25 protein-coding genes and 1 pseudogene are annotated in these 24933 nt (G+C 68.2%); 13 read left to right on the top strand and 13 right to left on the bottom strand.

The genetic code is table 11. The features are described 5' to 3' along the window. Positions 1–189: 189 nt before the first annotated feature. From HGB54_RS11355 to HGB54_RS11345, 3 genes are all read left to right on the top strand, one after another. Positions 190–2019 carry an AAA family ATPase gene (locus tag HGB54_RS11355; RefSeq protein WP_168916509.1) on the top strand — a complete coding sequence of 610 codons (1830 nt, stop codon included), beginning with the start codon at positions 190–192 and terminating at the stop codon, positions 2017–2019. 107 nt (positions 2020–2126) lie between these two features. After that, the gene (locus tag HGB54_RS11350; protein WP_228546033.1) at positions 2127–2888 is read left to right on the top strand and encodes a GHKL domain-containing protein; all 762 of its coding nucleotides are present in this window, start codon (positions 2127–2129) and stop codon (positions 2886–2888) included. Continuing rightward, positions 2881–4287, top strand: a complete 1407-nt coding sequence (locus HGB54_RS11345) for a hypothetical protein (protein WP_168916507.1) — start codon at positions 2881–2883, stop codon at positions 4285–4287. The genes HGB54_RS11350 and HGB54_RS11345 overlap by 8 nt, the downstream gene beginning before the upstream one ends. An 18-nt stretch (positions 4288–4305) precedes the next feature. Here the strand turns inward: HGB54_RS11345 and ppk2 are convergent. After that, positions 4306–5153, bottom strand: a pseudogene (ppk2, locus tag HGB54_RS11340) (polyphosphate kinase 2). 86 nt (positions 5154–5239) lie between these two features. Between ppk2 and HGB54_RS11335 the strand changes: the two are divergent. Together HGB54_RS11335 and HGB54_RS11330 are read left to right on the top strand one after the other, a co-directional pair. After that, complete coding sequence (locus HGB54_RS11335; RefSeq protein WP_168916506.1) at positions 5240–7306, top strand: heavy metal translocating P-type ATPase; 2067 nt, start codon at positions 5240–5242, stop codon at positions 7304–7306. A gap of 43 nt (positions 7307–7349) precedes the next feature. After that, positions 7350–7829, top strand: a complete 480-nt coding sequence (locus HGB54_RS11330) for a nitroreductase/quinone reductase family protein (protein ID WP_228545819.1) — start codon at positions 7350–7352, stop codon at positions 7827–7829. Between the two features lie 31 nt (positions 7830–7860). Here HGB54_RS11330 and HGB54_RS12790 read toward each other — a convergent pair whose 3' ends face one another. Continuing rightward, positions 7861–8157 (bottom strand): hypothetical protein, encoded by a 297-nt coding sequence (locus HGB54_RS12790; RefSeq protein WP_323740668.1) that lies wholly within the window; start codon positions 8155–8157, stop codon positions 7861–7863. Between the two features lie 75 nt (positions 8158–8232). Between HGB54_RS12790 and HGB54_RS11320 the strand changes: the two genes are divergently transcribed. Then, on the top strand, positions 8233–9171 hold the full coding sequence (locus HGB54_RS11320; RefSeq protein ID WP_168916505.1) for a hypothetical protein: 939 nt from the start codon (positions 8233–8235) through the stop codon (positions 9169–9171). A gap of 286 nt (positions 9172–9457) precedes the next feature. On the opposite strand, the gene HGB54_RS11315 is transcribed toward HGB54_RS11320, so the two are convergent. Continuing rightward, a complete protein-coding gene (locus HGB54_RS11315) occupies positions 9458–10465 on the bottom strand; it encodes an isopenicillin N synthase family dioxygenase (RefSeq protein WP_168916504.1) in 1008 nt (335 codons plus the stop codon). 310 nt (positions 10466–10775) lie between these two features. Here HGB54_RS11315 and HGB54_RS11310 point away from each other — a divergent pair, with 310 nt between their 5' ends. Beyond that, a complete protein-coding gene (locus tag HGB54_RS11310; RefSeq protein WP_168916503.1) occupies positions 10776–11891 on the top strand; it encodes an AAA family ATPase in 1116 nt (371 codons plus the stop codon). A gap of 84 nt (positions 11892–11975) precedes the next feature. Beyond that, the gene (locus HGB54_RS11305) at positions 11976–12335 is read left to right on the top strand and encodes a DUF7882 family protein (RefSeq protein ID WP_228545818.1); all 360 of its coding nucleotides are present in this window, start codon (positions 11976–11978) and stop codon (positions 12333–12335) included. A gap of 30 nt (positions 12336–12365) precedes the next feature. Here the strand turns inward: HGB54_RS11305 and HGB54_RS11300 are convergent, their stop codons facing one another. Genes HGB54_RS11300 through HGB54_RS11290 form a run of 3 tightly spaced genes read right to left on the bottom strand, consistent with a single transcriptional unit; the run spans position 12366 to position 14463 of the window. Continuing rightward, a complete protein-coding gene (locus HGB54_RS11300; protein ID WP_168916502.1) occupies positions 12366–12809 on the bottom strand; it encodes a hypothetical protein in 444 nt (147 codons plus the stop codon). A gap of 44 nt (positions 12810–12853) precedes the next feature. Further along, positions 12854–13498: an alpha/beta hydrolase gene (locus HGB54_RS11295; protein WP_168916501.1), complete on the bottom strand. Its 645-nt coding sequence runs from the start codon at positions 13496–13498 to the stop codon at positions 12854–12856. Next, entirely contained in the window at positions 13495–14463 is a 969-nt protein-coding gene (locus tag HGB54_RS11290; protein ID WP_168916500.1) for a ring-cleaving dioxygenase, read from the bottom strand. Before HGB54_RS11290 ends, HGB54_RS11295 begins: the two co-directional genes overlap by 4 nt. Before the next feature lie 117 nt (positions 14464–14580). Between HGB54_RS11290 and HGB54_RS11285 the strand changes: the two genes are divergently transcribed. Then, on the top strand, positions 14581–14940 hold the full coding sequence (locus HGB54_RS11285; RefSeq protein WP_168916499.1) for a hypothetical protein: 360 nt from the start codon (positions 14581–14583) through the stop codon (positions 14938–14940). A 22-nt stretch (positions 14941–14962) separates the two neighbouring features. Here HGB54_RS11285 and HGB54_RS11280 read toward each other — a convergent pair whose 3' ends face one another. From HGB54_RS11280 to aspS, 7 genes are all read right to left on the bottom strand, one after another. Beyond that, the gene (locus HGB54_RS11280) at positions 14963–15577 is read right to left on the bottom strand and encodes a hypothetical protein (protein ID WP_168916498.1); all 615 of its coding nucleotides are present in this window, start codon (positions 15575–15577) and stop codon (positions 14963–14965) included. Further along, positions 15568–16137: a hypothetical protein gene (locus HGB54_RS11275; protein ID WP_168916497.1), complete on the bottom strand. Its 570-nt coding sequence runs from the start codon at positions 16135–16137 to the stop codon at positions 15568–15570. Before HGB54_RS11275 ends, HGB54_RS11280 begins: the two co-directional genes overlap by 10 nt. Beyond that, positions 16134–17084: a GumC domain-containing protein gene (locus HGB54_RS11270; RefSeq protein WP_168916496.1), complete on the bottom strand. Its 951-nt coding sequence runs from the start codon at positions 17082–17084 to the stop codon at positions 16134–16136. Before HGB54_RS11270 ends, HGB54_RS11275 begins: the two co-directional genes overlap by 4 nt. A gap of 83 nt (positions 17085–17167) precedes the next feature. Beyond that, positions 17168–18022 (bottom strand): hypothetical protein, encoded by an 855-nt coding sequence (locus HGB54_RS11265; RefSeq protein WP_168916495.1) that lies wholly within the window; start codon positions 18020–18022, stop codon positions 17168–17170. 50 nt (positions 18023–18072) lie between these two features. Next, complete coding sequence (locus tag HGB54_RS11260; RefSeq protein ID WP_168916494.1) at positions 18073–19356, bottom strand: hypothetical protein; 1284 nt, start codon at positions 19354–19356, stop codon at positions 18073–18075. Further along, positions 19353–19676 carry a flagellar protein FlgN gene (locus HGB54_RS11255; protein ID WP_168916493.1) on the bottom strand — a complete coding sequence of 108 codons (324 nt, stop codon included), beginning with the start codon at positions 19674–19676 and terminating at the stop codon, positions 19353–19355. Before HGB54_RS11255 ends, HGB54_RS11260 begins: the two co-directional genes overlap by 4 nt. A gap of 97 nt (positions 19677–19773) precedes the next feature. Then, positions 19774–21144 (bottom strand): aspartate--tRNA(Asn) ligase, encoded by a 1371-nt coding sequence (gene aspS / locus HGB54_RS11250; protein WP_228546032.1) that lies wholly within the window; start codon positions 21142–21144, stop codon positions 19774–19776. A 91-nt stretch (positions 21145–21235) separates the two neighbouring features. Here aspS and HGB54_RS11245 point away from each other — a divergent pair, with 91 nt between their 5' ends. Genes HGB54_RS11245 through resB form a run of 4 tightly spaced genes read left to right on the top strand, consistent with a single transcriptional unit; the run spans position 21236 to position 24849 of the window. Further along, positions 21236–21868: a histidine phosphatase family protein gene (locus tag HGB54_RS11245; RefSeq protein ID WP_168916491.1), complete on the top strand. Its 633-nt coding sequence runs from the start codon at positions 21236–21238 to the stop codon at positions 21866–21868. Then, on the top strand, positions 21865–22470 hold the full coding sequence (locus tag HGB54_RS11240; RefSeq protein ID WP_168916490.1) for a TlpA family protein disulfide reductase: 606 nt from the start codon (positions 21865–21867) through the stop codon (positions 22468–22470). The genes HGB54_RS11245 and HGB54_RS11240 overlap by 4 nt, the downstream gene beginning before the upstream one ends. Positions 22471–22475: 5 nt before the next feature. After that, positions 22476–23222 carry a cytochrome c biogenesis CcdA family protein gene (locus HGB54_RS11235; RefSeq protein WP_228545817.1) on the top strand — a complete coding sequence of 249 codons (747 nt, stop codon included), beginning with the start codon at positions 22476–22478 and terminating at the stop codon, positions 23220–23222. Further along, positions 23200–24849, top strand: a complete 1650-nt coding sequence (resB, locus tag HGB54_RS11230; RefSeq protein WP_168916489.1) for a cytochrome c biogenesis protein ResB — start codon at positions 23200–23202, stop codon at positions 24847–24849. Before HGB54_RS11235 ends, resB begins: the two co-directional genes overlap by 23 nt. Positions 24850–24933: the final 84 nt, after the last annotated feature.

Raw genomic sequence — 24933 nt, 5'->3', positions numbered from 1 at the left:
AGTGATCGCGGGGACTTTTCTATGGGCGGGCCTTCTCCAGCCGATGGAATCCGTCCCGCACCCGTTCGTCCAGCGTTCCCGTCGGGGTACGAGGATTATGGCTGTGTCGCGGCTCCAGGGACCTAGGTCTTGTAACCTCTGATTTCGAGGTCATGGTCCCGTGCGGGAAGCGACGGATGGAGCATCGACATGTGGGTATCCAGGCTCCGAATCAATGGTGGGTTCCTGAACGGACTAGACGTTTCCTTCATCAAGGGGTTGAACGTTGTTGTCGGTCCGCGAGGCGCGGGCAAGACGACTTTGCTGGAGCTGATCCGCCACGCCATAGGGGCCGAACATGCCGACCGGCAACGCGAGACCGCTCGTCAAGCTCTACTTGCGGCCGTCCTTGGCTCTGGGGAGGCCATAGTGGACCTCGAAGACGCTAACGGTGGTTCCCAGATCATCGTCGACGCGAAGGGGCGCGGGCGCAGACCGGAGCTGTCGCATTCTGTCTTGGTACTCGGCCAAAGCGAGCTCGAGGACATCGCTTCCGATCCGGCTAGCAGACTTCGCCTGCTCGACCTTCGGGCGGGCGATGCCCAATCTGTGCCCGATCGATCAAGGATCGCCAACCTAACTCGGCGACTGTTCGAGTCAAGGAGAGTTCTTGAAGACCTCCGCGAGGAGTCGCTCAAGCGCCCTGGGCTCGAAGCCGACCGTGAAATTTTCAAGTCGCAGGAGGCAGCGATTGTTGGAGAGTCCGGTAGCCCCCTTGCATCCCAGCGCGACCAACTCAACGCAGTGGAAGAGAAATCGAGTGCACTCGCTAGAAAGCTTGATGGACTCACGAGGGCCAGGGAAGCTAACGCGAAACTTCACGAGACTGTAGCGCTTGCGTCAGAAATCGCTACGCGCCTTGCTATGCTGGCGCGCGATTCGATCGGGGCCGCGGGCGACCTGTCATCGCACATTGCTCGCGTTGAAGAGCTCCTGAGCATGGCTACTGGCGAGTCTGGTCGCATTGACCGCGAAATAAGAATACAAACAGATACTTCCGTCGCTGCCGAGAGCGGTTTGAAGGAAACTGCCGCGCCCCTAAGGGCAACTCTGGAAGAAACCGAGGCCGGTCTGGGGCAATTGACTGCGCAGATCAGAAATGTGAATGCACAGTTGCTCGAGCTTGATGCCGTGGACGCGCAAATATCCGTCCTCGAGCAGGAATTGCAGACAATGCGTGCTGAGAGGGATTTTGAGTACGCGACTGTTGAGGCCGCGGAAGAAAGACTTTTTCGCGCTCGACTGGCTGTAGCGAAAGTCACATCGCAGGAGATCGATAATCACATCGTTGTATCGGTTCAGCACCTGTCCGACACCCGGGAACTGCGAACGTTGTTGCTCGAACGGTTGAAGGGCACGCACACCAGGTCGTCATTGATTGACTCGCTGGCTGCACGAGTTCTGCCGCGCTTCCTGTTGGAGATTGTGGAGGCACAGGACGTGCTCGCTTTAGCTTCGGCAGGCGATCTGACGCACGATCAAGCAGCTCGGGTCATCGGCGCCCTCGATTCGCCCGATGCCCTGGCTAGTTTGTCGCAAGTCGCACTTTTGGACAGCGTTGACTTCTTGCTACGAGATGGTGCGGTCGACAAGAGCGTGGAAACCCTATCGACCGGACAAAAATGTGCCGTTACCCTGCCGATCGTCCTGTCTGAGCGTGACCGCACGCTGATCTTGGACCAACCAGAAGACCATCTTGATAATGCATACCTTGTGGATCATGTCGTTACCGGGATGGTGAGACGATCGGCAAGTGCCGTTCAGACCATCGTTGCTACGCACAATGCCAACATCCCGGTATTGGGCTCTGCCGGACGCGTTTTCGTGATGGCTAGTGATGGTCAACATGGCCACGTGCGGGCAGATGGGAAATTCGATGAGCAACCCATCGTTGATGCGATCACAAGCCTAATGGAAGGTGGACGGGACGCTTTCGCGCGCAGATCCGCGTTTTACGAAGAGCACGGCAGTCTTCTCTAGTGGAGATACCCGACTGGATCTTGTCCGCGCTCAACTCGGAGTCTCCGAGCTTGCGGCTCAAGGCCGCACTGTGGGCTAAAGCGAACCCAAACGTGCTGAGTGTGACCATGCTCATGCGTTCGTTACAGAACGAGCCAGTCAACCAAATTAGGCAGATCTTCAACGACGTGCTTGCCGCGCGTCAAGCATCCCCTCCTGAGACGGAGACGAAAGCGCCTTCGGTCATGGGTACGCCGCATGTGGACGCACCTGAACTTGCTCGCCTTATACGCCATGAACTTTCCCCGCCCATTGGTTGGATCCGTCGCGCCGGCAACAAGGAAATTGAAGAATTTCCGAAAAGCGGGACGAATGACGCCGTCAACAGACTCGAAAGGAGAGTCGACGCGATCGTTGCTCTAATCAAGGCTGACTCGCCACTTGAACTGGTGTCGGTAGATTTGGAAGATGTCCTCCGGGGGACCTGGCCTGACTTCGCGACGACTCCCTCATTCTCACCTGCCCAAGAGCTGATTGGTCGGCGGCCGAATATCCAAACGGATCTGGGACTGTTCGAGCTGATCTTGTCTAACGTATATCAAAATGCGGTGGACGCATCCAACGAGCTTGAGGATCCACCTCCTGTCTCGGTCGCGTGGAGTGAGGTAGATGGCAGATTTTGGGTCCGGGTGAGTAACGCGTTCCGGGGTAGTCAATTCGACGTTCAAGACGTGGAGGCGGCCGGAATTTCGACTAAGGCTGGCCATCAAGGAATAGGAATTTCTCTAGTCCAATCCGCTTCTGCGAGGCTGGCTTATGGGTTCAGGGTAACGGGGCAAAGTGGGGTTGCCACGTTCACGCTTACGGGAGAGGTGGCGGTCAATGCCTGAACCGCGCGCAGTTTTGGTAGACGACGACCCGCAGCAATTCTTCGAGGCGAGCGCCGCTCTACGTGAAGCCGGTTTTGTGGTGACCGGATTCGTAGACGTTCAATCGGCACTTGACTTTGTTGATGGCCCCATACAGTTTATTGATCTATTCGTTCTGGACCGCAAGCTGCCGATGAGAAGTGGTGAAACGAAGGCGGATGAGCTCGGCGACGCCTTATTCAACGCTGTTGCAACGCGCTATGCCGATGCCCGAATAGTAATTTTCAGCGGATATACGAACTTTGTTCATGCTCAGGCTGCTGTCGTCGGAGCCGGCCTGGTACTTGATCAAGGCGCCCTGCGTGTTGACCGTGTGACCGTGTTGCGAAAAACACAATTCGACATGTTTGAGCGTCACCTCAAAGTACTTAGAGACGCAATCCGCGCGCTGGACGACATCGACTTGGAACTTGGGGGTGTGACTTGCCCGGACATTGACAAACGCGTATTGCGCAGGGTCGGTGCTCACTATTCGGCGGCTGGTGTCTCCGCGAGGCTTCTCGCGGGGGGACTAACCGACGCCAAGGTGTGGCAATGCGACATCTCCGCTCCCGATGGGACTGTTGCTCGCGTGGTTGTGAAGCAAAGTCGGAAAGTTTCTCCGCCAGGTGGACTGCAAGATCTTTTGCGACGCGAGCACATAGCCCGGCGGGTGGAGACGGTGGCAGGTCTGATGGGCGGCTACCTGGTTGGAGTGCTCCAGCTTGCGGGGGATGCCCCAATACCGCTCCTGAGCATGATACCTGCTCAGGATTCAGCTTCAGCGGGGCACGTTGCAACGGTTGCAAGCGCACTGGACGGATTGCAGAGGTCGTCACCGTTGAGTCGGACTCTCAGTAGTGTTGTGGCTCCCTTCATCCCGTGGGAGCAACTAGACGCGAGACTTCGTGGTCTCGGGGTGCCGGTTCCTTCGCCCGAGATGTGGGTCGGGGTCTCTATGGTCTTGAGTCACGGAGACCTCCACCCCGCAAACATTCTGATCTGTGACGGCCAGCCGGTGCTGATCGACTCGGATGGCAATGAGTTCGCTTCGGGGCTCGTCGACCCAATCGCCCTGCTTCTTTCGACTCTCGTGCATCCAGATTCGCGCTTGAGGGGCGCTGGATGGCCCTCGGTTTCATCCATTGAGACGGACTTCGGCGAACTGTCGTTCGGGTCAAGTTCCGACTGTCCGGAATGGTTTGCAGCAGTTCAACGATGGGCGGAGAGCCGCAAGACGTCAACTCGAGAATATTGGGCAGTTGTGCTGGCTTTTTCGGCACGGCAGGTTGGTTTTGACGATGTCAAGGACTCTGACGATGTCCTGGAGCGGGTGCTCGCCATCCTTAAAAAGGCATCGAAGGAACTAATCGACAGCTAGCCTGCGGGCAGATGTCGCCTACTTTTTCTTGCTCTTCTTCGCGCTCTTCCGCAGCTCGCGCGCGACGTCGGGCACGTACTGGTGCTGCTCGCGCGGCGGCCGCTCGTAGTCGGTCGCCTCGGGGCGGTCGGGGATGACCACCTCGTCGAGCTCGGTGCGGTGGTAGTCGAGCTGGCTCAGCAGGTGGCTGATGGTGTTGAGACGGGATGCCCGCTTGTCGTCGCTCTCGATGGTCCACCACGGCGCCTCGGGGATGTCGGTGGCCTCGAACATGGCGTCCTTCGCGCGCGAGTAGTCCTCCCAGCGCAGGATCGACTCGAGGTCGGTGGAGGACAGCTTCCAGCGCCGCATCGGGTCCTCCAGGCGCGAGGCGAAGCGGGCCTGCTGCACGTCGTCCGAGACCGAGTACCAGTACTTGATGACGGTGATGCCGTCCTCGACGAGCATCCGCTCGACGACGGGAACCTGGTGCAGGAAGCGGCGGTACTCCTCGTCCGTCGAGTACCCATGACGCGCTCGACGCCGGCGCGGTTGTACCAGGAGCGGTCCATGAGCACGATCTCGCCCGCCGTCGGCAGGCGCTCGATGTAGCGCTGGAAGTACCACTGGCCCTTCTCGCGCTCGGTGGGCTGCGGCAGCGCCACGACGCGGGCGTGCCGCGGGTTGAGGTACTGCATGACGCGCTTGATGGCGCCGCCCTTGCCGGCGGCGTCGCGCCCCTCGAAGATCACCAGCACCCGGGCCCCGGTCGCGATGACCCACTGCTGCATCTCGACGAGCTCGATCTGCAGGCGCTGCAGCTCTGCCTCGTACAGCTTCTTCGGCACCCGCTTCACGGATCCGTGCATGCTCTGCTTCTTCGTCATTCGCCACTCCTCGGTCGCGCTCACCCTAGGCCCGCGGTTAGCCGACCGCTCTTGCGGAATACCCCAGGGGGGTATACCGTGGAACCATGAGCCAGCACACTCAGCACGCCGACGCCCCCTCCCACGACCACGCTCAGCACGACGCCCACGCCGGTCACGGCGGCGGCCACGGCGGACACGCCGGGCACGGCGACCACGTCGCGCAGTTCCGCCGACTGTTCTGGTGGAACCTCGTGCTCGCCGTGCCGGTCGTCGGCTTCAGCATGATGTTCTCGACGCTGCTGGGCTACGAACTGCCGGGCATCCCGGGGGTCGAATGGATCTCGCCGGTGCTCGGAACCGTCATCTTCGTGTGGGGCGGGCGCCCGTTCCTGACCGGCGCCTTCGGCGAGCTGAAGGCGCGGAAGCCCGGCATGATGCTGCTCATCGCACTCGCCATCACGACAGCCTTCATCTCGAGCATGGGCGCGAGCCTCGGCCTGCTCTCGCATGAGCTGGACTTCTGGTGGGAACTCGCGCTCCTCGTCGTGATCATGCTGCTCGGCCACTGGATCGAGATGCGATCGCTCGCCCAGACCACGAGCGCGCTCGACTCGCTCGCGGCCCTGCTGCCCGACGAGGCCGAGCGCGTCACCGCCGACGGCACCGAGACCGTCTCGCCCGACGACCTGCAGCTCGAGGACATCGTCATCGTGCGCCCCGGCGCCCGCGTACCCGCTGACGGGCGCATCACGCAGGGCGCCGCCGAGTTCGACGAGTCGATGATCACGGGCGAATCGCGCACCGTCCGCCGCGGCGAGGGCGACCAGGTCGTCGCCGGAACCGTCGCCACCGACTCCGGCGTGCGCATCGCCGTCACCGCGGTGGGCGACGATACGGCGATCGCGGGCATCCGCCAGCTCGTCGAGACGGCGCAGAACTCCAGCTCGCGGGCGCAGCGGCTCGCCGACACCGCCGCGAAGTGGCTGTTCTGGTTCGCGCTCGGTGCGGCCGTCATCACCGCCGCCACCTGGCTGCTGCTCGGCAGCCCCGGCGACGCCGTCGTGCGCACCATCACCGTGCTCGTCATCGCCTGCCCGCACGCACTCGGCCTCGCCATCCCGCTCGTCGTCTCCATCGCCACCGAGAGAGCGGCCCGCGCCGGCGTGCTGGTGAAGGACCGCCTCGCGCTCGAGAGCATGCGCACCGTCGACACCGTGCTGTTCGACAAGACCGGCACGCTCACGAAGGGGGCTCCGACCGTCACCCACGTCGAGACGGCCGAGGGCGTCACCGACGAGGAGCTGCTGGCGCTCGCCGCGGCCGCGGAGGGCGACAGCGAGCACCCGCTCGCCCGCGCGATCGTCGCGGCCGCGAAGGACCGCGAGCTGAGCATCCCGACCGCCACCGGCTTCACGTCGAGCCCGGCCACCGGCGTCAGCGCCGAGGTCGACGGCCGCACCATCGCCGTCGGAGGCCCGCGCCTGCTCGACGACCACGATGCCGCCGAGTTGGCCGTCGCCGAGCAGTGGCGCGAGCAGGGCGCGATCATCCTGCACGTGCTCGTCGACGGCCGCGTGGCCGGGGCGCTCGCGCTCGCCGACGAGATCCGCCCCGAATCGCGGCAGGCGGTGGATGCCCTGCAGCAGCGCGGCATCACCGTCGTCATGATCACCGGTGATGCGGAGGCCGTGGCGCAGACCGTCGCCGCCGAGCTCGGCCTCGACCGCGTCTTCGCCGGCGTGCGCCCCGAGGACAAGGCGGCTCGCGTCGAGTCCCTGCAGAAGGAGGGCCGCAAGGTCGCGATGGTGGGCGACGGCGTCAACGACGCCCCCGCGCTCGCCCAGGCCGACGTCGGCATCGCCATCGGCGCGGGAACGGACGTCGCTATCGGCTCGGCCGGCGTGATCCTCGCCGGCGACGACCCGCGCTCCGTGCTCTCCGTCATCGAGCTGTCGCGGGCGAGCTACCGCAAGATGAAGCAGAACCTGTGGTGGGCGGCGGGCTACAACCTGCTCTCCGTGCCGCTCGCGGCGGGCATCCTGGCGCCTGTCGGCTTCATCCTGCCGATGTCGGTCGGCGCGGTGCTCATGTCGCTGTCGACGATCGTCGTCGCCCTCAACGCGCAGCTGCTGCGCCGCCTCGACCTGCGGCCGGCCGACAGCTCGTCCTGATCGACCCTTGCCGCACCGCGGCGCCCGCGCCAGGATCATCAGCGTGAACGACCCCACCGCGCCGACGCCCCCGCCCCGCATCCCGCCGCGCTGGTTCATCGTCACGGCCTGGGCCGTGCATCGGGCTCTGTACCGGGTGACCGGCGGACGGAAGGGGCTGCGCCGACCGCGCCCCGGCGTCTACGGCATGATGCGGCTGCACACCGTTGGCCGCCGTACCGGCAGGGCGCGCGTCGCGATCGTCGCCGACGTCGAGGACGGCGCCGACATCGTCACGATGGCGATGAACGGCTGGGGCGAGCCGCCGCCGGCCTGGTGGATCAACTTGCAGGCGCATCCTGTGGCCACGATCGATCTGCCGGGCGGCAGCCGCGCCGTGCGCGCGAGCGAGGCGACCGGGGCCGAGCGGGAGCGCCTCTGGGCGGTGTTCCAGGCCCATGAGAAGGACGCCGATCTCGACGCCCTCGCCCGGATGCGCGGGGCGCCCACCCCGCTCGTGGTGCTGCGGTCGGCCGAGCGCTAGGGGCGCACTCGGCCGACCCGTGCCGCGTCCGCTAGTTCTTCACCAGCAGGCGCGGGTGCTGCGCCTCGACCACGTTGGGGTGCGCGCGCAACCGGCTCTTCAGCCAGTTGCGGCCGAACACCGGGTGCAGCGGGTTGTTCGGGTCGAGCTCGACGCCCGGCGCCTCGGCGGGGAGCTCGATGGTGGGGATGACGGCGTCGAGGGCCGGCCTCGCGCTTCGCGGGCCTACGTCCCGCCACGTGGCTTTTAGGCGCTGGGGGACTTCACTCGGAGCCTCGTCCTTGGGGTTGAGGCCCTGTCGACTTCGGGTTATCGTGAAGACCCCCATACGGGGGTGGAACGATCGCTCTACTGGTCTGGAGGTCTCATGCGAAATCGGCAACTCACGAGGGGTGTAGGGGCGGTGGCAGCGCTCAGTCTCATGCTCGGGGCCTGGTCTACCGTCCCGACGGCAGCACTTGCTGCGCCCGCGTCTGACACGGCTGCGGCGCTTGAATACGAGGCGACGCTCTCGGCCCTCAGCAGTCTCGGCATCACCGATCAGTCGACAGCCTCTCGTGCAGGGACACAAGGTGATGTCCCGGAGGTCGTTGCTTCGAGCGCTCAGATAGCGGAATCCGACGGCGCACTGCGCGTTGACAGCGGGACAGGGACGGTCAGCATCACTCCCTCAGCGCCAGAAGGAACCCTCAACCGCGCAGGTGACCTTGCCGTGTTCAGCGCGGAAGCCGGCTATGACCTGGTTACTGCAGCGATTGACGGGAGGCCCGCAGCGTATGCAGTCATGCACGACAACACAGCGCCATCCCGCTTTGCTTTCGATGTTGCAGTCGACGGACAGCCGGCGGCGCTCCAGGCTGTTGGAGACGCAATCCAGATTCTGGACCCGAGCGGCAACGTTCTCAACGCGATCGCGCCCCCTTGGGCGGTGGACGCGAATGGTGAGCCGGTCCCTACGCGCTACGAGGTTGTGGGTAGCTCGATTATTCAAGTAGTCGACCACGTCGGATTCGAGTACCCGGTTGTCGCAGACCCTCGTGTGGCCTGCGATGCGATTTTTTGCACACTGGAGTTCACGTGGGCGGAGACTTTCACAGCCTCTGAGACCGCGCTGGCGGCCGGGACGGTTCTGTGCGGTGGCGCAACTCTCCTGGCTCCAATTCCTGGTGTCGTATTCGCTTGTTCCGCCTACGCTGTTGCGTTCTGGGTGACGGCAGTCCAGGCGAAGAACCAGTACGACTGCGTGGCGATGCGGATCAATCGCGTGGCCCCCAACTTGACCCCGCCGTTCCCGGTGATCTACGGAGACGAGAGCCCCTACTGCAATCCTCCGCGAGCATGATGCCGACATCGAAAGCGGTTCGGCAGGTCGCAGGTGGTTCCACTACCGGCCGTGTCGCGATAGCCGTCCTGATCGTCGGTGCGGCGATTCTGATCTTCTACTGGGCGGGGTTCCGCGATCCATGGATGCGCACACTCGTGACGTCGGTGATTCCTCTCGCCAGTGTTGCCGCGGTAGTTCTCGTGTGTGTCAAGGCGAGTCGGGCCACTGACGACTGACCCGTGCGCGAGTGCCCGCGTGCCGGTCGGGCATGCCGTGCCCGGCCGGCAGGCGGAGCTCACGCCCGCTAGTTCTTCACCAGCAGGTGCGGGTGCTGCGCCTCCACCACGTTCGGGTGGGCGCGCAGCCGGCTCTTCAGCCAGTTGCGGCCGAACACCGGGTGCAGCGGGTTGTTCGGGTCGCGCTCGACGCCCGGCGCCTCGGCGGCGAGCTCGGCGGGCAGCTCGATGGTCGGGATGACGGCGTCGAGCGCGGGCCCGTGGAAGTACGGGATGGAGATGCGCTCGGTGCCCGCCTTCGGCGAGATGACCCGGTGGTTGGTCGCCTTGAGGTAGCCGTCGGTGGCGATCTCGAGCAGCTCGCCGATGTTGACGACGAAGGCCTTGTCGATGGGCGGTGCGTCGATCCAGTCGCCGTCCTTCTCCACCTGCAGGCCGGCCTTGCCCTGCTCGACGGCGAGCAGGGTCAGCACGCCGAGGTCCTTGTGCGCGCCGACGCCCTGGGCGGGCTCCTCGGCGTTGATCCCCGGGTACCGCACGATCTTCATGTTGGGCGAGGGGTTCGCGGCGAAGGCCTCGTCGAAGACGTCGGGGGATGCTCCCAGCGACTCGGCCCAGGCGCGCAGCAGGCGGGTGCTCACGTCGGTGAGCAGCGCCATCCACTCCTCCGCGTCGACGCGCAGCTGCGGCAGCTGCTCGGGCCAGAGGTTCGGGCCGTCGAGGATCCAGAAGTCCTCCACGCCCTCACCGGCGGGCACGGCCGGGCGCTCGGCGCCGATGTCGATCTGCTCGCGCCAGTCGACCTTGCCGAGCGTGCGCTCGCCGCCGGTGCGCGTGTAGCCGCGGAAGTGCGGGCTGTTGACGTTCTCGATCGCGAGCTTCTGCTCCTCCGGCAGGGCGAAGAAGTCGCGCGCGGTGTCGAACATGCGCGCCCAGAGGTCGTCCGGCACGCCGTGCCCGACGAGGTAGAAGAAGCCGACGTCGTGCGTCGCGGCGCGCAGCTCGTCGCGGAAGCGCCGCTGGTCGTCGGGGGAGCCGTCGAGCAGGGAGAGGTCGATGACGGGGAGGGATGCCACGGGAGGGTTCCTTTCGGTGGGCGGTGCGGGGTCAGGTGTCCCGACGGCGTCGCCCGAGCATCCATCGTGGCGAACCCCGCCCGGGAGGGGCCTGGGTCGCGCGCGAGGACGAGTCGTGAGCGGGTTCTGCTGTCGGGGGCGCGGCAGGAGCGCGCCGGGGGTCGCGGAGGCGACCGACTAGCGGCGACAGCAGAGACAGCGGAGAGTGCTCACGATGGGTCGAGCGTAACCCCCTCGCACCGCGCGCGCCAAGCCCGATCCGATTCGGGATGCCCGCCCCGCGTCGGCGGTCGCCCCTAGCCTGGGCGGCATGCTGCGCACCCTCGCCGTCGAGAACTACCGGTCGCTCGCCCACCTCGTCGTCCCCTTGGAGCGGCTCACCGTCGTCACGGGCGCCAACGGCAGCGGCAAGTCGAACCTGTACCGGGCGCTGCGACTGCTCGCCGGCATCGTGCGCGAGGGGGCGCTGAGCGCGCTCGCCGCGGAGGGCGGCATGCGCAGCGCGGTGCACGCCGACGACCGCATCCGGCGCGAGCCCCTCGCCATGCGCTTCGGCTTCGCGGCCGACGAGCTGTCGTACGCGATCGATCTCGGCATGCCGCAGCCGGGCGTGAGCCCCTTCCCGCAGGATCCGGAGGTGAAGACCGAGGTGGTGTGGACGGGCGAGACCCGCCGGCCGTCGACGATCGCGGCCGATCGACGCTCGGCGCGGGTGCGGCTGCGCGGCGCCTCCGGCGCGCTCGAGACGGCGCCCTGGCGGGTGCGCGACACCGAATCGATGCTCGCGACCCTCGCCGACCCCGACTCGTCGCCCGAGCTCTTCGCGCTGCGCGAGCGGGCGCGCGGCTGGCGCTTCTACGACGCGCTGCGCACCGACGCCGAGGCGCCCGCGCGACGCCCCGGCCCGGCCACCTTCACCCCCGCGCTCGCGGGGGACGGCGCCAACCTGCCCGGCGCGCTCGCGACCGTGCTGCGGATCGGCCACGCCGAGCGGCTGCAGAGCGCCGTCGCCGAGGCGTTCGACGGGGCCGAGGCGGTCGTCGAGGACGACGACCGCGGCATCGCCCGCGTGGGGCTGCGGCAGCCCCGGGCGCGCCGCTCCTTCGAGGCGGCCGAGCTCAGCGACGGCACGCTGCGGTTCCTGCTGCTGGCGACGGCGCTGCTCTCGCCGCGGCCGCCGGGGCTGCTGGTGCTCAACGAGCCCGAGGCGAGCCTGCACCCGAGCCTGCTGCCGGCGCTCGCCGCGCTCATCGTCGACGCGGCCGAGCACACGCAGGTCGTCGTCGTCTCGCACGCCGAGGGTCTCGTCCGCGGACTCCGCTCCGACTCCGGCGTGATCGAGCTCGTGAAGCCCGGTCTCGCGACCGAGGTCGTCGGGCTGCTGCCGTTCGAGGGTCCTGCCTGGTCATGGCCCGGTCGCGGGTGAGAACGGTCGCTCCGCCCGCGTAATATGGGGCGAGCGCGAACCTACTCGCGACGATCCACGGGCACGCAGCAAGAAGGACACGGCATGGGCACCCTCGTCTACAGCACCACGGGGCAGGAGTTCGCCTTCGACGACTACGTCCTCCAGCACCTGCAGATCCTGTTCGCCGGCAAGCTGCGCCGGGGCGAGAACTTCTTCCTCAGCTGGCGCGACCCGCAGAGCGTCGGCGACGGCCGCAGCGCCGTCTGGGTCGACCCGTCGATCCCGCTCTACTTCCGCTACGACGGCCCCGCGCACAAGCAGCTCGACCGCGAGTGGCTCGAGGAGATGGCCGTGGCCTCCCTCTCGCCCGGCGGCCTCGATCTCTCCGACGACCCGCGCATGTCGCACCAGGTCGGCAGCAAGGGCAACAGCGTCAAGCGCAAGGACCAGCCGCTCTCCTAGCGGTCGCGGTCGGGGGATGCCCGGCGCGGGCTACTCGTCGAGCACGGCGATCACGTAGTCGCCGACGGCGACCTCGTCCTCCGCCAGCTCGGGTGACACGTAACCGTTGAGGTCGTACCGGAACGAGCCGACGCCGATCCCGCCGCCGCCTCCCTCCCCGCCGCCGTTGCAGAGGCCGAGCCAGTTCTCCTCCACTGCAGGGACGGCCAGGAGGCAGTCGGATTCCCCGCCTGTGTCCCGTGCCTCGGTATCGACGACGAAGTAGAACCGGACGCCGTCGTGCTCACCGAGCAGTCGAGTGGTCTCCGGGTCGAATGCCGTCGTCTCGAAGGGGCTCGGGGTGTCGACGCGGTCCTCGGCGGCCTGCTCGCGCTCGAGCAAGCCGGATGCTGCGCCGACCCCGCTCGTGCATCCCGCGCTCACCAGCAGAGCCATGACGGCGATGCCCGCCGCGCCGAAGAACCGACCGCGCACGAGAACCCCCGGACCCGCCCGGCGAGGCCCGAGCAAGGCTCAGGCTACGCGTCGGCGCGCTGCTGCGCCAGCCACTCCTTCGCCGCGGCGATGTCGCCGACGTCGACGCCGTGACCGCCGGCGCGGATGTGCCGGCGCACGGTCGCCCCGTGCTGCTCGGCGACCTCGGCGAGGTGCGCGACGCTCGCCGCGGGCGCCATCGGGTCGGCCGCGCCGTTGACGAGCAGGGCCGACACCGCGGAGACGTCGCCGATCGGGTCGCGCTCGGCGAAGGGGTACATGCCGCAGAGCGCCACGACCCGGTCGATCGCCTCGGGGTGCAGCAGGGCGGTGGCCAGGCCGATGTTGGCGCCGTTGGAGAATCCGACGGCGATGAGCGGGGCATCCTCGATGCCGTACTCGACGCGCGCGGCGGCCACGAAGGCGGCCAGCTCGCCGGCGCGCACGATCACGTCGTCGACGTCGAACACGCCCTCGCCCATGCGGCGGAACCAGCGGGTCGCCCCGCCCTCGAGCACCCGCCCGCGGGGGGCGAGCACGCCCGCCTGCGGGTCGAGGTGCGCGGCGAGCGGCGCGATGCCGTTCTCGGTGTCGCCGGTGCCGTGCAGCATCAGCAGCACCGGATGCCCGGCCTCCCCCGCGCGGAACAGGTGCGGCTGATCGGCGAGCGCCGGGGTGCCGGCGGTCATGCCGCCACCTCCGGGTTGTTCTCCTCCGGCAGCGCGACCGGGATCACGCGCGCCTCGATCGCCTCGCGCGAGGGCTCGAGCCACGGCGGCAGCTTGAGCGAGCGGCCGAGCTCGAGCAGCGGCTCGTCGATGTCGAAGCCGGGGGTGTCGGTGGCGATCTCGAAGAGCACGCCGCCCGGCTCGCGGAAGTAGATGCTCGTGAAGTACTGCCGGTCGAGGATCTCGGTGACCTGGTGGCCCTTGCTCGCGAGCTCGTCGCGCCACAGCTGCTGGGTGGCCTGGTCGGGCACCCGGAAGGCGATGTGGTGCACGGTGCCTCCGGCGGTCAGGCCCGCGGGGGCGAGGCTCGAGGCGTGCACGTCGACGAGGGTGCCGGGGGCGCCGTCGCCGGCGGCGAGGCGGGTGCGGTTGCCCTCCTGCTCGACCACGCGCATCCCGAGGTCGTTCACCATGAGGCCGACGGTGCGCTCGGCGTCGCGCACGGTGAGCACGCTCGAGTGCTGACCGCGGATGGCGTGCTCGGCGGGCACGCTCGCCGAGTCCCAGGGGTCGCGGGGGTCGTCGGCGTGGGTGGCGACGAGCTCGATCTGCAGACCGTCGGGGTCGCTGACGAGCAGGCGCTCCTCGGTGCTCGAGGTCGAGGTGATGCGCGGGTCGAAGCCGAGGTCGCCGAAGTGCTGGTGCCACCAGCCGAGCGAGCCGGCGGGAACGCTGAAGGCGGTCGAGGTCGACTGGCCGGCGCCGACGCGGCCGGGGGCGACGCCCCGCCACGGGAAGAAGGTCATCAGGCTGCCGGGCCGGCCCGCCTCGTCGCCGTAGTAGAGGTGATAGGTGCCGGGGTCGTCGAAGTTGACGGTCTTCTTGACGAGCCGCAGGCCGAGGCCGCGGATGTAGAAGTCGATGTTCTTCTGGGGGTCGCCCGCGATCGCGGTGACGTGGTGCAGGCCCTCGGTGGTGGCGGTCATGGTGCTCTCCTGTCGACGCCGTCGATGATATCCATGCAAACGCATCGAATACCGGGAGTATTCCGTGCATCGTGCGCGCGGCATCCCCCCAGATTCGCGCCCTAGCGTGAACGCACGATGTCGCGATTCGACGCCAGCCGATTCCTCTCCCGCCTGGGGCCCCGCTCACCCCAGCCGGTCGAGTACTGCGCCACGATCGTGGTGCGCAGCGCCGTCACCAAGCTGGATGCCCTCGCCATCGTCGCCCTCGCCGTCGACCGCCCCGTCGAGAACCAGCGCACCATGCGCCCGCAGGTGCCGCTCGCCGAGGGCGCCTGGGTCGAGATCGAGATCCCCAAGTTCGGCGAGCCGCCGCCCCTCGCGATCGACGTCTACTCGACCGTGAGCGACGACCACGCCCGCCTGCAGGCGCTGACGCTGCTCGCGACGCTCGAGGAGTACACGGGCTGGAGCATCCGGCCCGACTTCACCCTCTGACCCGCCGGCGCTCCGGGGCCCGCTAGCGCGGCTCGGGCGTCCGGCGCATCCGGATGCTCGCGAACAGCGGCTCCATGGCCGGCAGCACCTCGGCCACGGCCGAGGGGTCGGGGTGGATGAGCTCGAGCACGGCGACGGCCTGCTCGGCGATGCCGATGAGGCGCGTCACCACGACGGGCGGCGTCGTGGTCTCGAGCAGCACGAGGGCCCGCGCCGCGACGTCGAAGCCGGTGCCGGGGGTCATCTCGATGCCGTGCAGCACCCCGCCGACGCCGGCGACGGCGATCGCCGCGAGGTCGTCGTGCGTGGTGCCGCCCTCGTAGTCGGAGACGTAGAGGTGCACGACGGCCTCGCGGCCCTCGCGGGGCAGCAGCCAGAAGCGCTCCGACACCGCGTCGAGCGGCGGCTCGGCGACGGCGGTGGCGAGCGCGGTGGCGCGCAGCAGCTCGCGGCGCTGCGCGGCGTCGAGCTCCGGGCGGGCGGCCTGGATCGACGGGTCGACCTCGGCGAGCATCCCCTCGGCGATCGCGGTGGCCCACTCCTCGGCCGAGGCGTACTCGTTCCAGGGGAAGGCCAGCGGCACCGGCAGCCACAGCCGGTGGTCGAGGTCGAGCGCGTACTGCAGGGTCATCGCCATCGGAAGGTCTCCGCGATCGTGTCGGCGAGCTCGACGAGGGCGTCGACGATCTCGCGGTCGGCATCGTTGGGGTACGGGATGCTCACCAGCAGCACCGCGCCGCGATCGGGCCGCTCGCCCGGCACCGGGATGCCGTAGCCCACGATGCGCGCGCTCGACCCCTCGAGCTCGCCCATGGAGCGCTCGGAGGTCTCCCACCGGTGCACGACCCCCAGGGGCGTCTCGATCGGGGTCGGCGCGGTGCGGGCCAGCTCCTGCACCCGGTCGGCGAAGGTCGTGCCGGGGCGCGCGACCTGCCGCAGCACCGCCAGAGTCATGGGCGTGACGGGCAGGTCCTCGTCGTCGCCGGGCATGTACACGCCGTCGGCGCGCAGGCTCGCGAGCCTGCTCCACTGCTGCTCGATCATCGTTCGCACCTCGGCGTCGAGGTCGGGGCGGCCGAGCGGCTTGAGCTTCTCGGAGGCGAGCGCGATGAGCTGCTTCTTGCCCTCGAGGTCGGCGGTGAAGCGCCGCCAGCCGGGCGGCACGAGCAGGTGGTAGCCCGTGGGTGGGGCGGTCATCGGCGCCACCACGGTCGTCTGCGCTTCTCGGCAAGCACCGCCGTCCATCGCACGCTGCCGGCGATCAAGTCGGCGCAGTCGCGGTAGGCCTGCATCGAGTGGCGGTCGGAGGTCGCGGTGATGTGAATCTCTATCACTCTTTCCGGCTCGTCGATCTTCGCCTGGTACCGGTATCGCATGATCGTGCCTCCTGAGGAGTCGGTGATGATCTCGCGTCGGGTCGGTGCTCCGTTGACGGCCGCTGCCGTCGGCGCGGGGTCGGATAACGGGGGCGCGTCCCGGTCCGGCACGACGATCCGCATCGGCGCGGGACGATCGTCCGTGCGCGCGATCGCAGGCCGCCCGTCGTGGAGGATCCACCGCCACATCGGCGGAGCCTCGATGTGGAGCTCCGGCACGAGCGAAGCGCCCTGCGGGGGGACGATCGGGAAGAACGCCGGATTCAGACCCGCAGCGCGCGCAGCCGTGTACCCCGTTTGCAGGCGGGTCTGCCCGAGGATCGACGTCACGGCCCCGAGCGCGAATCCCGCGGCGCCGATGGCGTGGTCGGAGAGACCGGGAATCAGGGCGGATCCGCCGACGCGCGCGTTCGGGAAAGCGACCGCGAGCGCCCCGGCGCCGAGCATGCCTGCGAGCGACCAGCCGAAAGTCGTGGTCAGGAATCCGGAGGTGCGAACGGACGTGCGCGCCGCGAGGAGGATGCTCGCCCCCAGAGCGAGCGCGGCCGCCACGATCGTCAGGAGCGCGGGAGGCGTGACGAACGGCCACGGGACGATCGCGCTGCGAGTCGGACGCTGGACCTCGGTGATCTGACCGCCCGAGAGCATGCTCGACAGAATGCCGAATCCGATGCCGATGACAGTGAGGCCGATCGTGCAGATACCGATGACGGCGACGAGCGGCCAATAAGCGCGGTCCCGCAGGATGAAGGGCGGGTCGACGATCACGACCTCCAGCGGAAGGAGGCGGCGATGCTGTCGGGTATCGCGACGACGCCGTCAGCGGTCGTCATGGGCGCTCCGTTCGTCGATCACGTGCGCCATCGGAACGTGCCCGCGATCGTGTCAGCCGTCGCGACGAGCGCGTCGACCTCGCCGGGTGAACGCATGCTGGACGGGCGGATGATCGCGTCGAGCCGGGTGTCATCGCCGCGGTTCCGTGAGAAGACGTACGACACCGCGATCACGTCGTCGGTGCGAGCGACCGAGCGCTCGACCGAAGTCCCGCTCGAGACCACGAACTCTTCGCCGGACGCGCTCGGTGCCCGGTCGACCGACGATCCTGCGAGCAGAAACGAGACCGGAGCCTCGCTCGACGAGTTCACGTGCGGCGGCAGCACCTCCGAACCGATCCGGTGCCAGTGCACCGGCGCGTCGAGGGTGAAGGCGGCTCGAGGGTCCCAATCGTCGGGAGTGCGGAGCACCCCGGAGCCGAGCAGCCCTGCCCGCACCAGTCGGTCATGCGACCGCCCCACCGTTACGAGGCGCACGATGAGTACGGCGATGACGAGCACCCCTATGCCGGCCGCAATCAGGTGATCGCTGCGGCCCAGAAGGGGTGAGCCGACCAGCGCGGCAGGGGGCAGGGCGAGAGCGAAGAACCACGAGGAGCCTGCGGATGCCGCTGCCCATCCGAGCAGCGTGGTGAGGACGAGCGCTCGGGTAACGGTGGCGCGGCGCGCCTGATGGACCACTGAGGCGAGCGCGCCCACCGCGAGCAGCACGGTGATCCACGGGCTCACGGTGAAGACAGGCCAGTCCACGACCGGACGCCAGACGGGCGGCCGATCGTCGATCACCTGTGCCCCCGTGAGCGCGAGCGAGCCGACGAGGTAGGCGATCAGCACGGCCGCCGGAGTGAGCAGGGTCACGGCAGCGGCGGCCATGCCGCGGTTCGTCGAACGGCTCTGCCCTCCGAGGACGGCTTCCGGAGCGATCACGGGACTCGCACTTCGTCGAGCAACGGGATGTCCGGCGGCACGCCCGCGATGTCGCTCACGTCGAGAGCGAAGAATGTCGACCAAGAGCCGACGTTCACGGCGGCCTGGGCCACTGTCGGCCGGGCCGCGTCGACGACGGCCGCGACCTGTCTCACTTCCGCGAGCTCGCTCCACGGGGACGTCCGCAGGCCGGCGGCGAAGCGCTGCATCTGCTGCAGCTGCGCCCCGCCGTTCGCCATCGAGCGGAAGGGATTGACGAAGACTCCTGGATGAGGAGCTGCCGCACGGGCGTGCGCGGGAGCGCGGAGCCAGTTCCACGGCGTCCCCCAGGTGCTCCACCGGTGCAGCCGAAATGCTGGCAGACTCGATCGGATTGCCTGCGTGATGGCGCCGCGACTGGTGCGCATGACGGCAGACAGTAGGGGAGCGCCGCGTGAGAGGATGCGCCCGAGGCCGAACGGCAGCAGGCCGACAGCCGCCCAGGCGACGTCGCTCAGCGTGGCGCGTCCGAAGGCGAGCTTCAGAAGATTGAGCGCGAGCACGAGGGCCGCGAGGCCGAGCATGATCGCTCCCAGCAGTCCCGCGATCGGAGCTCCGATGATCAGCGCGAGAACCGTCAAGACCAGCAGCACGACCGCGACCACGTCGAGGGCATTGTCGATGAACTCCCAGAAGCCGTCGTTGTTGTCGGCGGTGTCCATCGCGTTCTGAATGCCGTCCACGGCGTCGTCGTAGGCGTCCGACCACGTGCTGAACCGGGTCTCGAACTGCTCCCACAACTCGTCGCGATTCTCCTGTGCGAGCGTGAGGGCGGTGGTCGCCTGGGACACGTCGGCGTCGGTCGAGGCGCGCTGCTGATCGGTCGGCTCGTCCTCCCACGGCAGCACGCTCTCGAGCCGGTCGTGCGCCGAGACGGCGTCGGCGCGGGCCTCCTGCGCCGCCTCGTACGCGCGCTCGGCCGCCTCGATGTCGTCGATGCGCGGGTGGATCCAGTTCTGCGCCGTGCCGAGCGCCGCGGCGTAGGTGCGCAGCGTGCGACCGGTGAGGTCGTAGCGGGTCGCCGCGGCGGCGAGGTCGGTCGCCGTCTCGCTCGCCATCTCGGCGAGCTTCTCGGTGCCCTTCGAGCGGTGCACGGAGGAGTCGCCGATGGTGCGCAGGGTGTCGGCCGTCGACCCCATCTGCTCGCCGAGCTGCACGAGCCGGTCTCCGCGCTCCCAGATCTCGTACGACTCGCCCTCGAGCCGGCGCAGCTCGTAGCCGCGGTTCGGGGAGCGCATCATGCCCCTCCGCCCGGTGTCGAGCTCACGGCGCCCTCGAGATCGGCCGCGGTCTGCGAATCCCACTCCGTCCAGCCGTCGATGATCGACGTCAGCTGCTCCTCGATGTTCTGCAGGTTCTCGGCGAGCGCGTCGCGCTTGTCGTTCCACGCGCCCTCGAAGTCGTGCGCCTTGTCGCGCAGCGCCCCCCGATCATCGGGGCGACCGATCGCTCGCTCGATGCCGTCGGCGAAGGACGCAGCCTCGCTGAACGCCTCGATGGATGCCCGCAGACCGGTGCGCGCCTCTCGCAGCCGCTCCAGGTCGAGCAGGATGTCGCTCATCGTTCGTCGATCCCCCCTCAGGTACGGCGACGACGTTACCGCTCCTCACGGGGCGGGGTCATGGGGAGCGCACCCCATGTCGCCCCGCGGGACGGTCCTAGGGCAGCAGGCGCGTCGGACCGCGGAAGAGGTACGTGGTCTCGCGAATCGACCCGAGGCCGAGCATGAGCATGAGCACGCGCGCGAGTCCCATGCCGAAGCCGCCGTGCGGGGGGACACCGTAGCGGAAGAAGTCGAGGTAGAACTCGAGCTCCTCGGGCTCGAGGCCCTTCTCCCGAGCCTGCTCGATGAGCACCTCGACCCGGTGCTCGCGCTGGGCCCCGGTGGAGATCTCGGTGCCGTTGTACAGCAGGTCGTAGCTGTTCGTGACCGCCGCATCCCCCTCGTGGCGCATGTGGTAGAACGGCCGGATCCCGCTGGCGTAGTCGGTCACGAAGACGAAGTCGTGGCCCGTGGTCTCCTTCACGTGGGCCGACAGCTGGCGCTCGCCCTCGGGGTCGAGGTCGCCGTCGGTGCGGGGCACCTCGTAGCCGCGGGCCTTCACGATCTCGTGCGCCTCGGCGAGCGGGATGCGCGGGAAGGGCAGCGCGGGCACCGCGAGCTCGACGCCGAACGCCGCCTCGATCTCGGCCCCGTGCTTCTCGACGACCGCGGTGAACGCGGCCGCGAGCAGCTCCTCGTGCATCGCCATGACGTCCTCGTGCGAGTCGATCCAGCTGAACTCGGCGTCGATCGAGGTGAACTCGGTCGCGTGGCGCGAGGTGAACGAGGGGTCGGCGCGGAACGCCGGCGCGATCTCGAACACGCGGCCGAAGCCGGCGGGCTGCGCCATCTGCTTGAAGAACTGCGGGCTCTGCGAGAGGTAGGCCTTGCCGTCGAAGTACTCGAGCTCGAACAGCTCGGCGCGCGATTCGGAGGCGCTCGCCATGAGCTTCGGGGTGTGGATCTCGATGAAGTCGCGGTCGACCCAGTAGGTGCGCAGCGCGTGCTCGAAGGTCGTCTGGATGCGGAAGATCAGCGCGGCCTCGGGGCGGCGCAGGTCGAGGAACCGCCAGTCGAGGCGCTTGTCGAGGCTCGAGTCGTCGGCGATCGGGGTCTCGGGCAGGGCCTCGGAGACGACCTCGAGCTCGGCGATCTTGACCTCGATGCCGCCCAGCTTCACGCGCTCGTCGTGCTTCAGCTCGCCGGTGACGCGCACCATCGTGCCGTGGGCGAGGCCCGAGATGGCCTCGGTGATGGCCTCCGGAGTCCGATGGGTCAGAGACCCATCGGCGCTGGCGTCGCGGGCGAGGCCAGAAATGGCCTCGCCTTCCAGCTCCAGCGCGCGCGTCGCGGGGTTCACGAGCTGGAGTGCGCCCGACTCGTCGCGCAGGACGACGAACTGCACCTTCTTCTGGTCGCGCACCGTCTCGACCCATCCGGCCACGGTCACGGTTCCATCGGGCAAGGGGGCGAGGTTCTTGATCAGGGTGCGGGTCACGAGAGGGCAGTCTACCGGCGAGGGGGATGCCCTCCGCGGGTCGGGCTGCCACCAAGGCCCGGCTCCTAGACTGGGCGGCATGCCCGCCGACATCGTCCACCTCGTGCGCCACGGCGAGGTGCACAACCCGAAGCGCGTGCTCTACGGGCGGCTCGAGGGGTTCGGCTTGAGCGAGCTGGGACACCGGATGGCCGCCTCGGCGGTCGCGGCGCTCGCCGGGCATCCCGTCACCGCGCTCTACGCCTCGCCCCTGCAGCGCGCCCGCGAATCGGCGGCGCCCTGGGCCGAGGCCTTCGGGCTCGAGCCGCACATCGACGAGCGCATCATCGAGCCGACGAACCGCTTCGAGGGCAAGCGCATGAACAAGCGCACGGTCATGCACCCCAAGCACTGGCACCTCATGCGCGACCCCTCGGTGCCGACCTGGGGCGAGCCCTTCGCGCAGATCGCTGCGCGCGTGCTCGCCGCGATGGAGGACGCGCACCGCTCGATCGACGGCGGCGAGATCGTCATGGTCAGCCACCAGCTGCCGATCTGGATGGCGCACCGGGCGGTCGCCGGTGAGCGCCTCGCGCACGACCCCCGCAAGCGGCGCTGCTCGCTCTCGAGCGTCACGAGCTTCGCCTGGCGCGACGGCGCGTTCACTGAGATCGACTATCAGGATCCGGCGGCAGACTTGCTCGAACAATCCACCGACCTGGGAGCAGTATGAAGAATCGTTTCGCGACAGCCCTCGCCGGGGCCGTCGCCACCGCGCTCGTCGTGTCGGGTTGCGCGCCGACGGAGGGCGACCGTCTCGCCGACGAGTTCCGTTCGGGGACGGGCCAGGGGTACATCTCCGGCGACGGCGCGTACACGATCGTGGCTCCGGAGGACCGCCAGTCTCCCGTCTCTTTCCAAGGTGTCCTCGACACAGGAGAGCCTTTCGATTCCGACGATCTAGCCGGGCAGGTCTACGTGGTCAACTTCTGGTACGCCAGCTGCCCGCCCTGTCGCGTCGAAGCGCCTGACCTGCAGGCGCTGAGCGAGGAGTTCGCGCCGCAGGGTGTGCCATTCATCGGCATCAACATCCGCGACCGGGCCGCGCAGTCTCTGGCCTTCGCGGAGGAGTTCGGCATCACCTACCCCTCGATCATCGACATCGAGTCAGGCGCTGCCCGCCTTGCTTTTGCGGGGCAGGTCGCCCCGAACGCGGTGCCGACGACTCTGGTGGTGGATGCCCAGGGCCGGGTCGCCGCCCGCATCTCGGGCCTGCTGACCGAGCCCTCGACCCTGCGCGCGATGATCACCGACACCCTCGCCGAGTCGGGCTGACGGGGATGGTGAATCCGATCGGCGAGATCGTCTTCAGCGGCTCGCTCCTCCTGGCTCTCCCCATTGCGCTTGCAGCGGGGTTCATCGCCTTCGCCTCACCGTGCGTGCTCCCGCTCGTGCCCAGCTACCTCGGCTACGTGAGCGGACTCGCCGGTCCCGCAGACGACCGGCCGGAGCGCCGCAGGCTGCTGCTCGGGGTGCTGCTGTTCGTCCTCGGCTTCAGCATCGTGTTCGTCGGATTCTCTCTCGTGTTTGCCGCGGCGGGCCTGTTCGTGCAGCAGTACCTCGATGTGATCACGCGCGTCGCCGGAGTCATCATCATCGTGATGGGGCTCGTCTTCATCGGGCAGGTGTCGTTCCTGCAACGCACGCTCAAGCCGCGCTTCCGCGTCGCGACCGGGCTCGGCGGGGCGCCGCTGCTCGGCATCGTCTTCGGACTCGGCTGGGCCCCCTGCGTGGGCCCGACGCTCGTCGCCGTCGGAACTCTCTCCATGACAGAAGGTGGCCTCGGCCGGGCGGCGTTGATCGGTTTGGCGTACTGCCTGGGTCTCGGCATACCGTTCCTGCTCGTCGCGCTCGGATTCCGCTGGGTGACGCGGGCGAACGCGTGGCTGAAGAAGCACATCCGCGCGATCAACATCGTCGGGGGCATCCTGCTCATCGTCATCGGTCTCGCCATGGTCACCGGCCTCTGGCAGCTATTCGTCTCGAGCCTCGGGGCGGTGATCGGTGGAACCGTTACGCCCCTCTGACCATCACGACTCCGTCGTCGAGCCCGCTGCGCCCGCGGGCATCGCGCAGCCGAAGCTCGGGGTCGCGGGATGGATCCGGTTCGCCTGGCGACAGCTCACCAGCATGCGCACGGCGCTCGTGCTGCTCCTGCTGCTCGCCGTGGCCGCCATCCCCGGATCGCTCGTCCCCCAGCGCGGGGCGGACCCGAACGGCGTCATCCAGTACGAGCAGCGCAATCCCGAGCTGTTCCCGGTGCTCGATGCCCTCCAGCTCTTCGACACCTACACCTCGCCGTGGTTCTCGGCCATCTACCTGCTGCTGTTCGTCTCGCTCATCGGCTGCATCATCCCTCGCACGATCCACCATGCCCGGGCGCTCCGGTCGCGCCCGCCGAAGACTCCGGCACGCCTCAACAGGCTCGTGGGATACGTCGAGTACTCGGCCGAGCACTCGACGGTCGAGGCCGAGCTCGCGAGGGCCGAAGCGCTGCTGAAGAAGGGTCGGTACCGCGTCGAGCGATACGGCGATTCGCTCTCGGCCGAGCGAGGCTACCTGCGCGAGACGGGCAACCTCGTCTTCCACATGGCCCTCATCGGGGTGCTCGCGACGGTCGGTTTCGCGGGCGGGTTCCAATACAACGGAGCGAAGATCCTCGTCGAGGACCAGACCTTCGTCAACGTGCGGGGCGATTGGGACACGCTTAAGCCGGGCCGATTCTTCGACGATCGACAGCTGGAGCCGTTCACCGTACGACTCGACTCGTTCGACGCCGAGTGGCAGCTCGATCAGGAGACCGGGATCGTGCAACCCCTCGACTTCACCGCCTCCGTCACCACGACCGAAGGCGGCGTCGAGGCGGAGCGGCAGATCCGGGTCAACGAGCCGATCGCGATCGGCGGAACGAACGTCTACCTCCTCGGTCACGGATTCGCTCCGGTCGTCACCGTGAGGGACCCTGCGGGTGTCGAGGTCTTCAGCGAGCCGATCCCCTTCCTGCCGCAGGACTCGAACCTCACGAGCCTCGGAGTCGTAAAGGTGCCGACCGGGCTGGATGAGCAGCTCGGGATGCTCGGATTCTTCTACCCCTCCGCACTCACGCTCGACTCCGGCGCACTGACGAGCGCGTACCCGGAGCCGGATCGGCCGGTGCTCACCTTCAATGCTTTCGTCGGAGATCTCGGTCTCGACGACGGCGTGTCCCGCAACGCCTACTCGCTGTCGACGGATGGTCTCGAGCAGATCACGGGAGGCGACACCGGTCGGGATTCGCTCGTCCTCGGGCTCGGTGAGTCCGCGCAGTTGCCGAACGGGCTCGGCACCGTGGAGTTCACCGCGCTGCCGCGGTTCGTCAGCGTCGAGATCCACCATGATCCGACGCAGGCTGGGGTGCTGATCTCCTCGATCCTCATCGTCGCGGGGCTCCTCGTCAGCCTCTTCGTTCCTCGGCGGCGCCTGTGGGTGGTCGCCGAGCAGGAGGGCGACGACGTGCGCCTGCAGTACGCGGGTCTTGCGCGTGGCGACGACCCGAACATCGAGCAGGCCGTCGACGAGTTCGCGCGGGCGCATCGCGGCGAGGCGGCGGATGCCGGGCGCGACACCGCGGCGGATGCCGACCGCGACCACTCCGGCGCGATCACCGCACGCTGACGAGCCCGCGAGCGTCGGAAGTCTCGGAGATGCGTCGGCGTCCGCCGCGGATCAGCAGGGTGCGGCCGTCTCCGTCCTCGGGGG

The organism is Microcella flavibacter, assembly GCF_012530535.1.
GTDB classification, from domain to species: Bacteria; Actinomycetota; Actinomycetes; order Actinomycetales; family Microbacteriaceae; genus Microcella; species Microcella flavibacter.
Note: the sequence above shows the minus strand (reverse complement) of the source record. Positions and strands in the feature narration are given on the sequence as shown.

Bases quoted from the DNA above. Each gene is read 5' to 3' on its own strand.
- HGB54_RS11355 (WP_168916509.1), top strand. From the start codon at position 190: ATGTGGGTATCCAGGCTCCGAATCAATGGTGGGTTCCTGAACGGACTA.
- HGB54_RS11350 (WP_228546033.1), top strand. From the start codon at position 2,127: ATGCTCATGCGTTCGTTACAGAACGAGCCAGTCAACCAAATTAGGCAG.
- HGB54_RS11345 (WP_168916507.1), top strand. From the start codon at position 2,881: ATGCCTGAACCGCGCGCAGTTTTGGTAGACGACGACCCGCAGCAATTC.
- HGB54_RS11335 (WP_168916506.1), top strand. From the start codon at position 5,240: ATGAGCCAGCACACTCAGCACGCCGACGCCCCCTCCCACGACCACGCT.
- HGB54_RS12790 (WP_323740668.1), bottom strand. From the start codon at position 8,157: ATGGGGGTCTTCACGATAACCCGAAGTCGACAGGGCCTCAACCCCAAG.
- HGB54_RS11310 (WP_168916503.1), top strand. From the start codon at position 10,776: ATGCTGCGCACCCTCGCCGTCGAGAACTACCGGTCGCTCGCCCACCTC.
- HGB54_RS11305 (WP_228545818.1), top strand. From the start codon at position 11,976: ATGGGCACCCTCGTCTACAGCACCACGGGGCAGGAGTTCGCCTTCGAC.
- HGB54_RS11295 (WP_168916501.1), bottom strand. From the start codon at position 13,498: ATGACCGCCGGCACCCCGGCGCTCGCCGATCAGCCGCACCTGTTCCGC.
- HGB54_RS11290 (WP_168916500.1), bottom strand. From the start codon at position 14,463: ATGACCGCCACCACCGAGGGCCTGCACCACGTCACCGCGATCGCGGGC.
- HGB54_RS11285 (WP_168916499.1), top strand. From the start codon at position 14,581: ATGTCGCGATTCGACGCCAGCCGATTCCTCTCCCGCCTGGGGCCCCGC.
- HGB54_RS11280 (WP_168916498.1), bottom strand. From the start codon at position 15,577: ATGGCGATGACCCTGCAGTACGCGCTCGACCTCGACCACCGGCTGTGG.
- HGB54_RS11275 (WP_168916497.1), bottom strand. From the start codon at position 16,137: ATGACCGCCCCACCCACGGGCTACCACCTGCTCGTGCCGCCCGGCTGG.
- HGB54_RS11265 (WP_168916495.1), bottom strand. From the start codon at position 18,022: ATGGCCGCCGCTGCCGTGACCCTGCTCACTCCGGCGGCCGTGCTGATC.
- HGB54_RS11260 (WP_168916494.1), bottom strand. From the start codon at position 19,356: ATGATGCGCTCCCCGAACCGCGGCTACGAGCTGCGCCGGCTCGAGGGC.
- HGB54_RS11255 (WP_168916493.1), bottom strand. From the start codon at position 19,676: ATGAGCGACATCCTGCTCGACCTGGAGCGGCTGCGAGAGGCGCGCACC.
- HGB54_RS11245 (WP_168916491.1), top strand. From the start codon at position 21,236: ATGCCCGCCGACATCGTCCACCTCGTGCGCCACGGCGAGGTGCACAAC.
- HGB54_RS11240 (WP_168916490.1), top strand. From the start codon at position 21,865: ATGAAGAATCGTTTCGCGACAGCCCTCGCCGGGGCCGTCGCCACCGCG.
- HGB54_RS11235 (WP_228545817.1), top strand. From the start codon at position 22,476: ATGGTGAATCCGATCGGCGAGATCGTCTTCAGCGGCTCGCTCCTCCTG.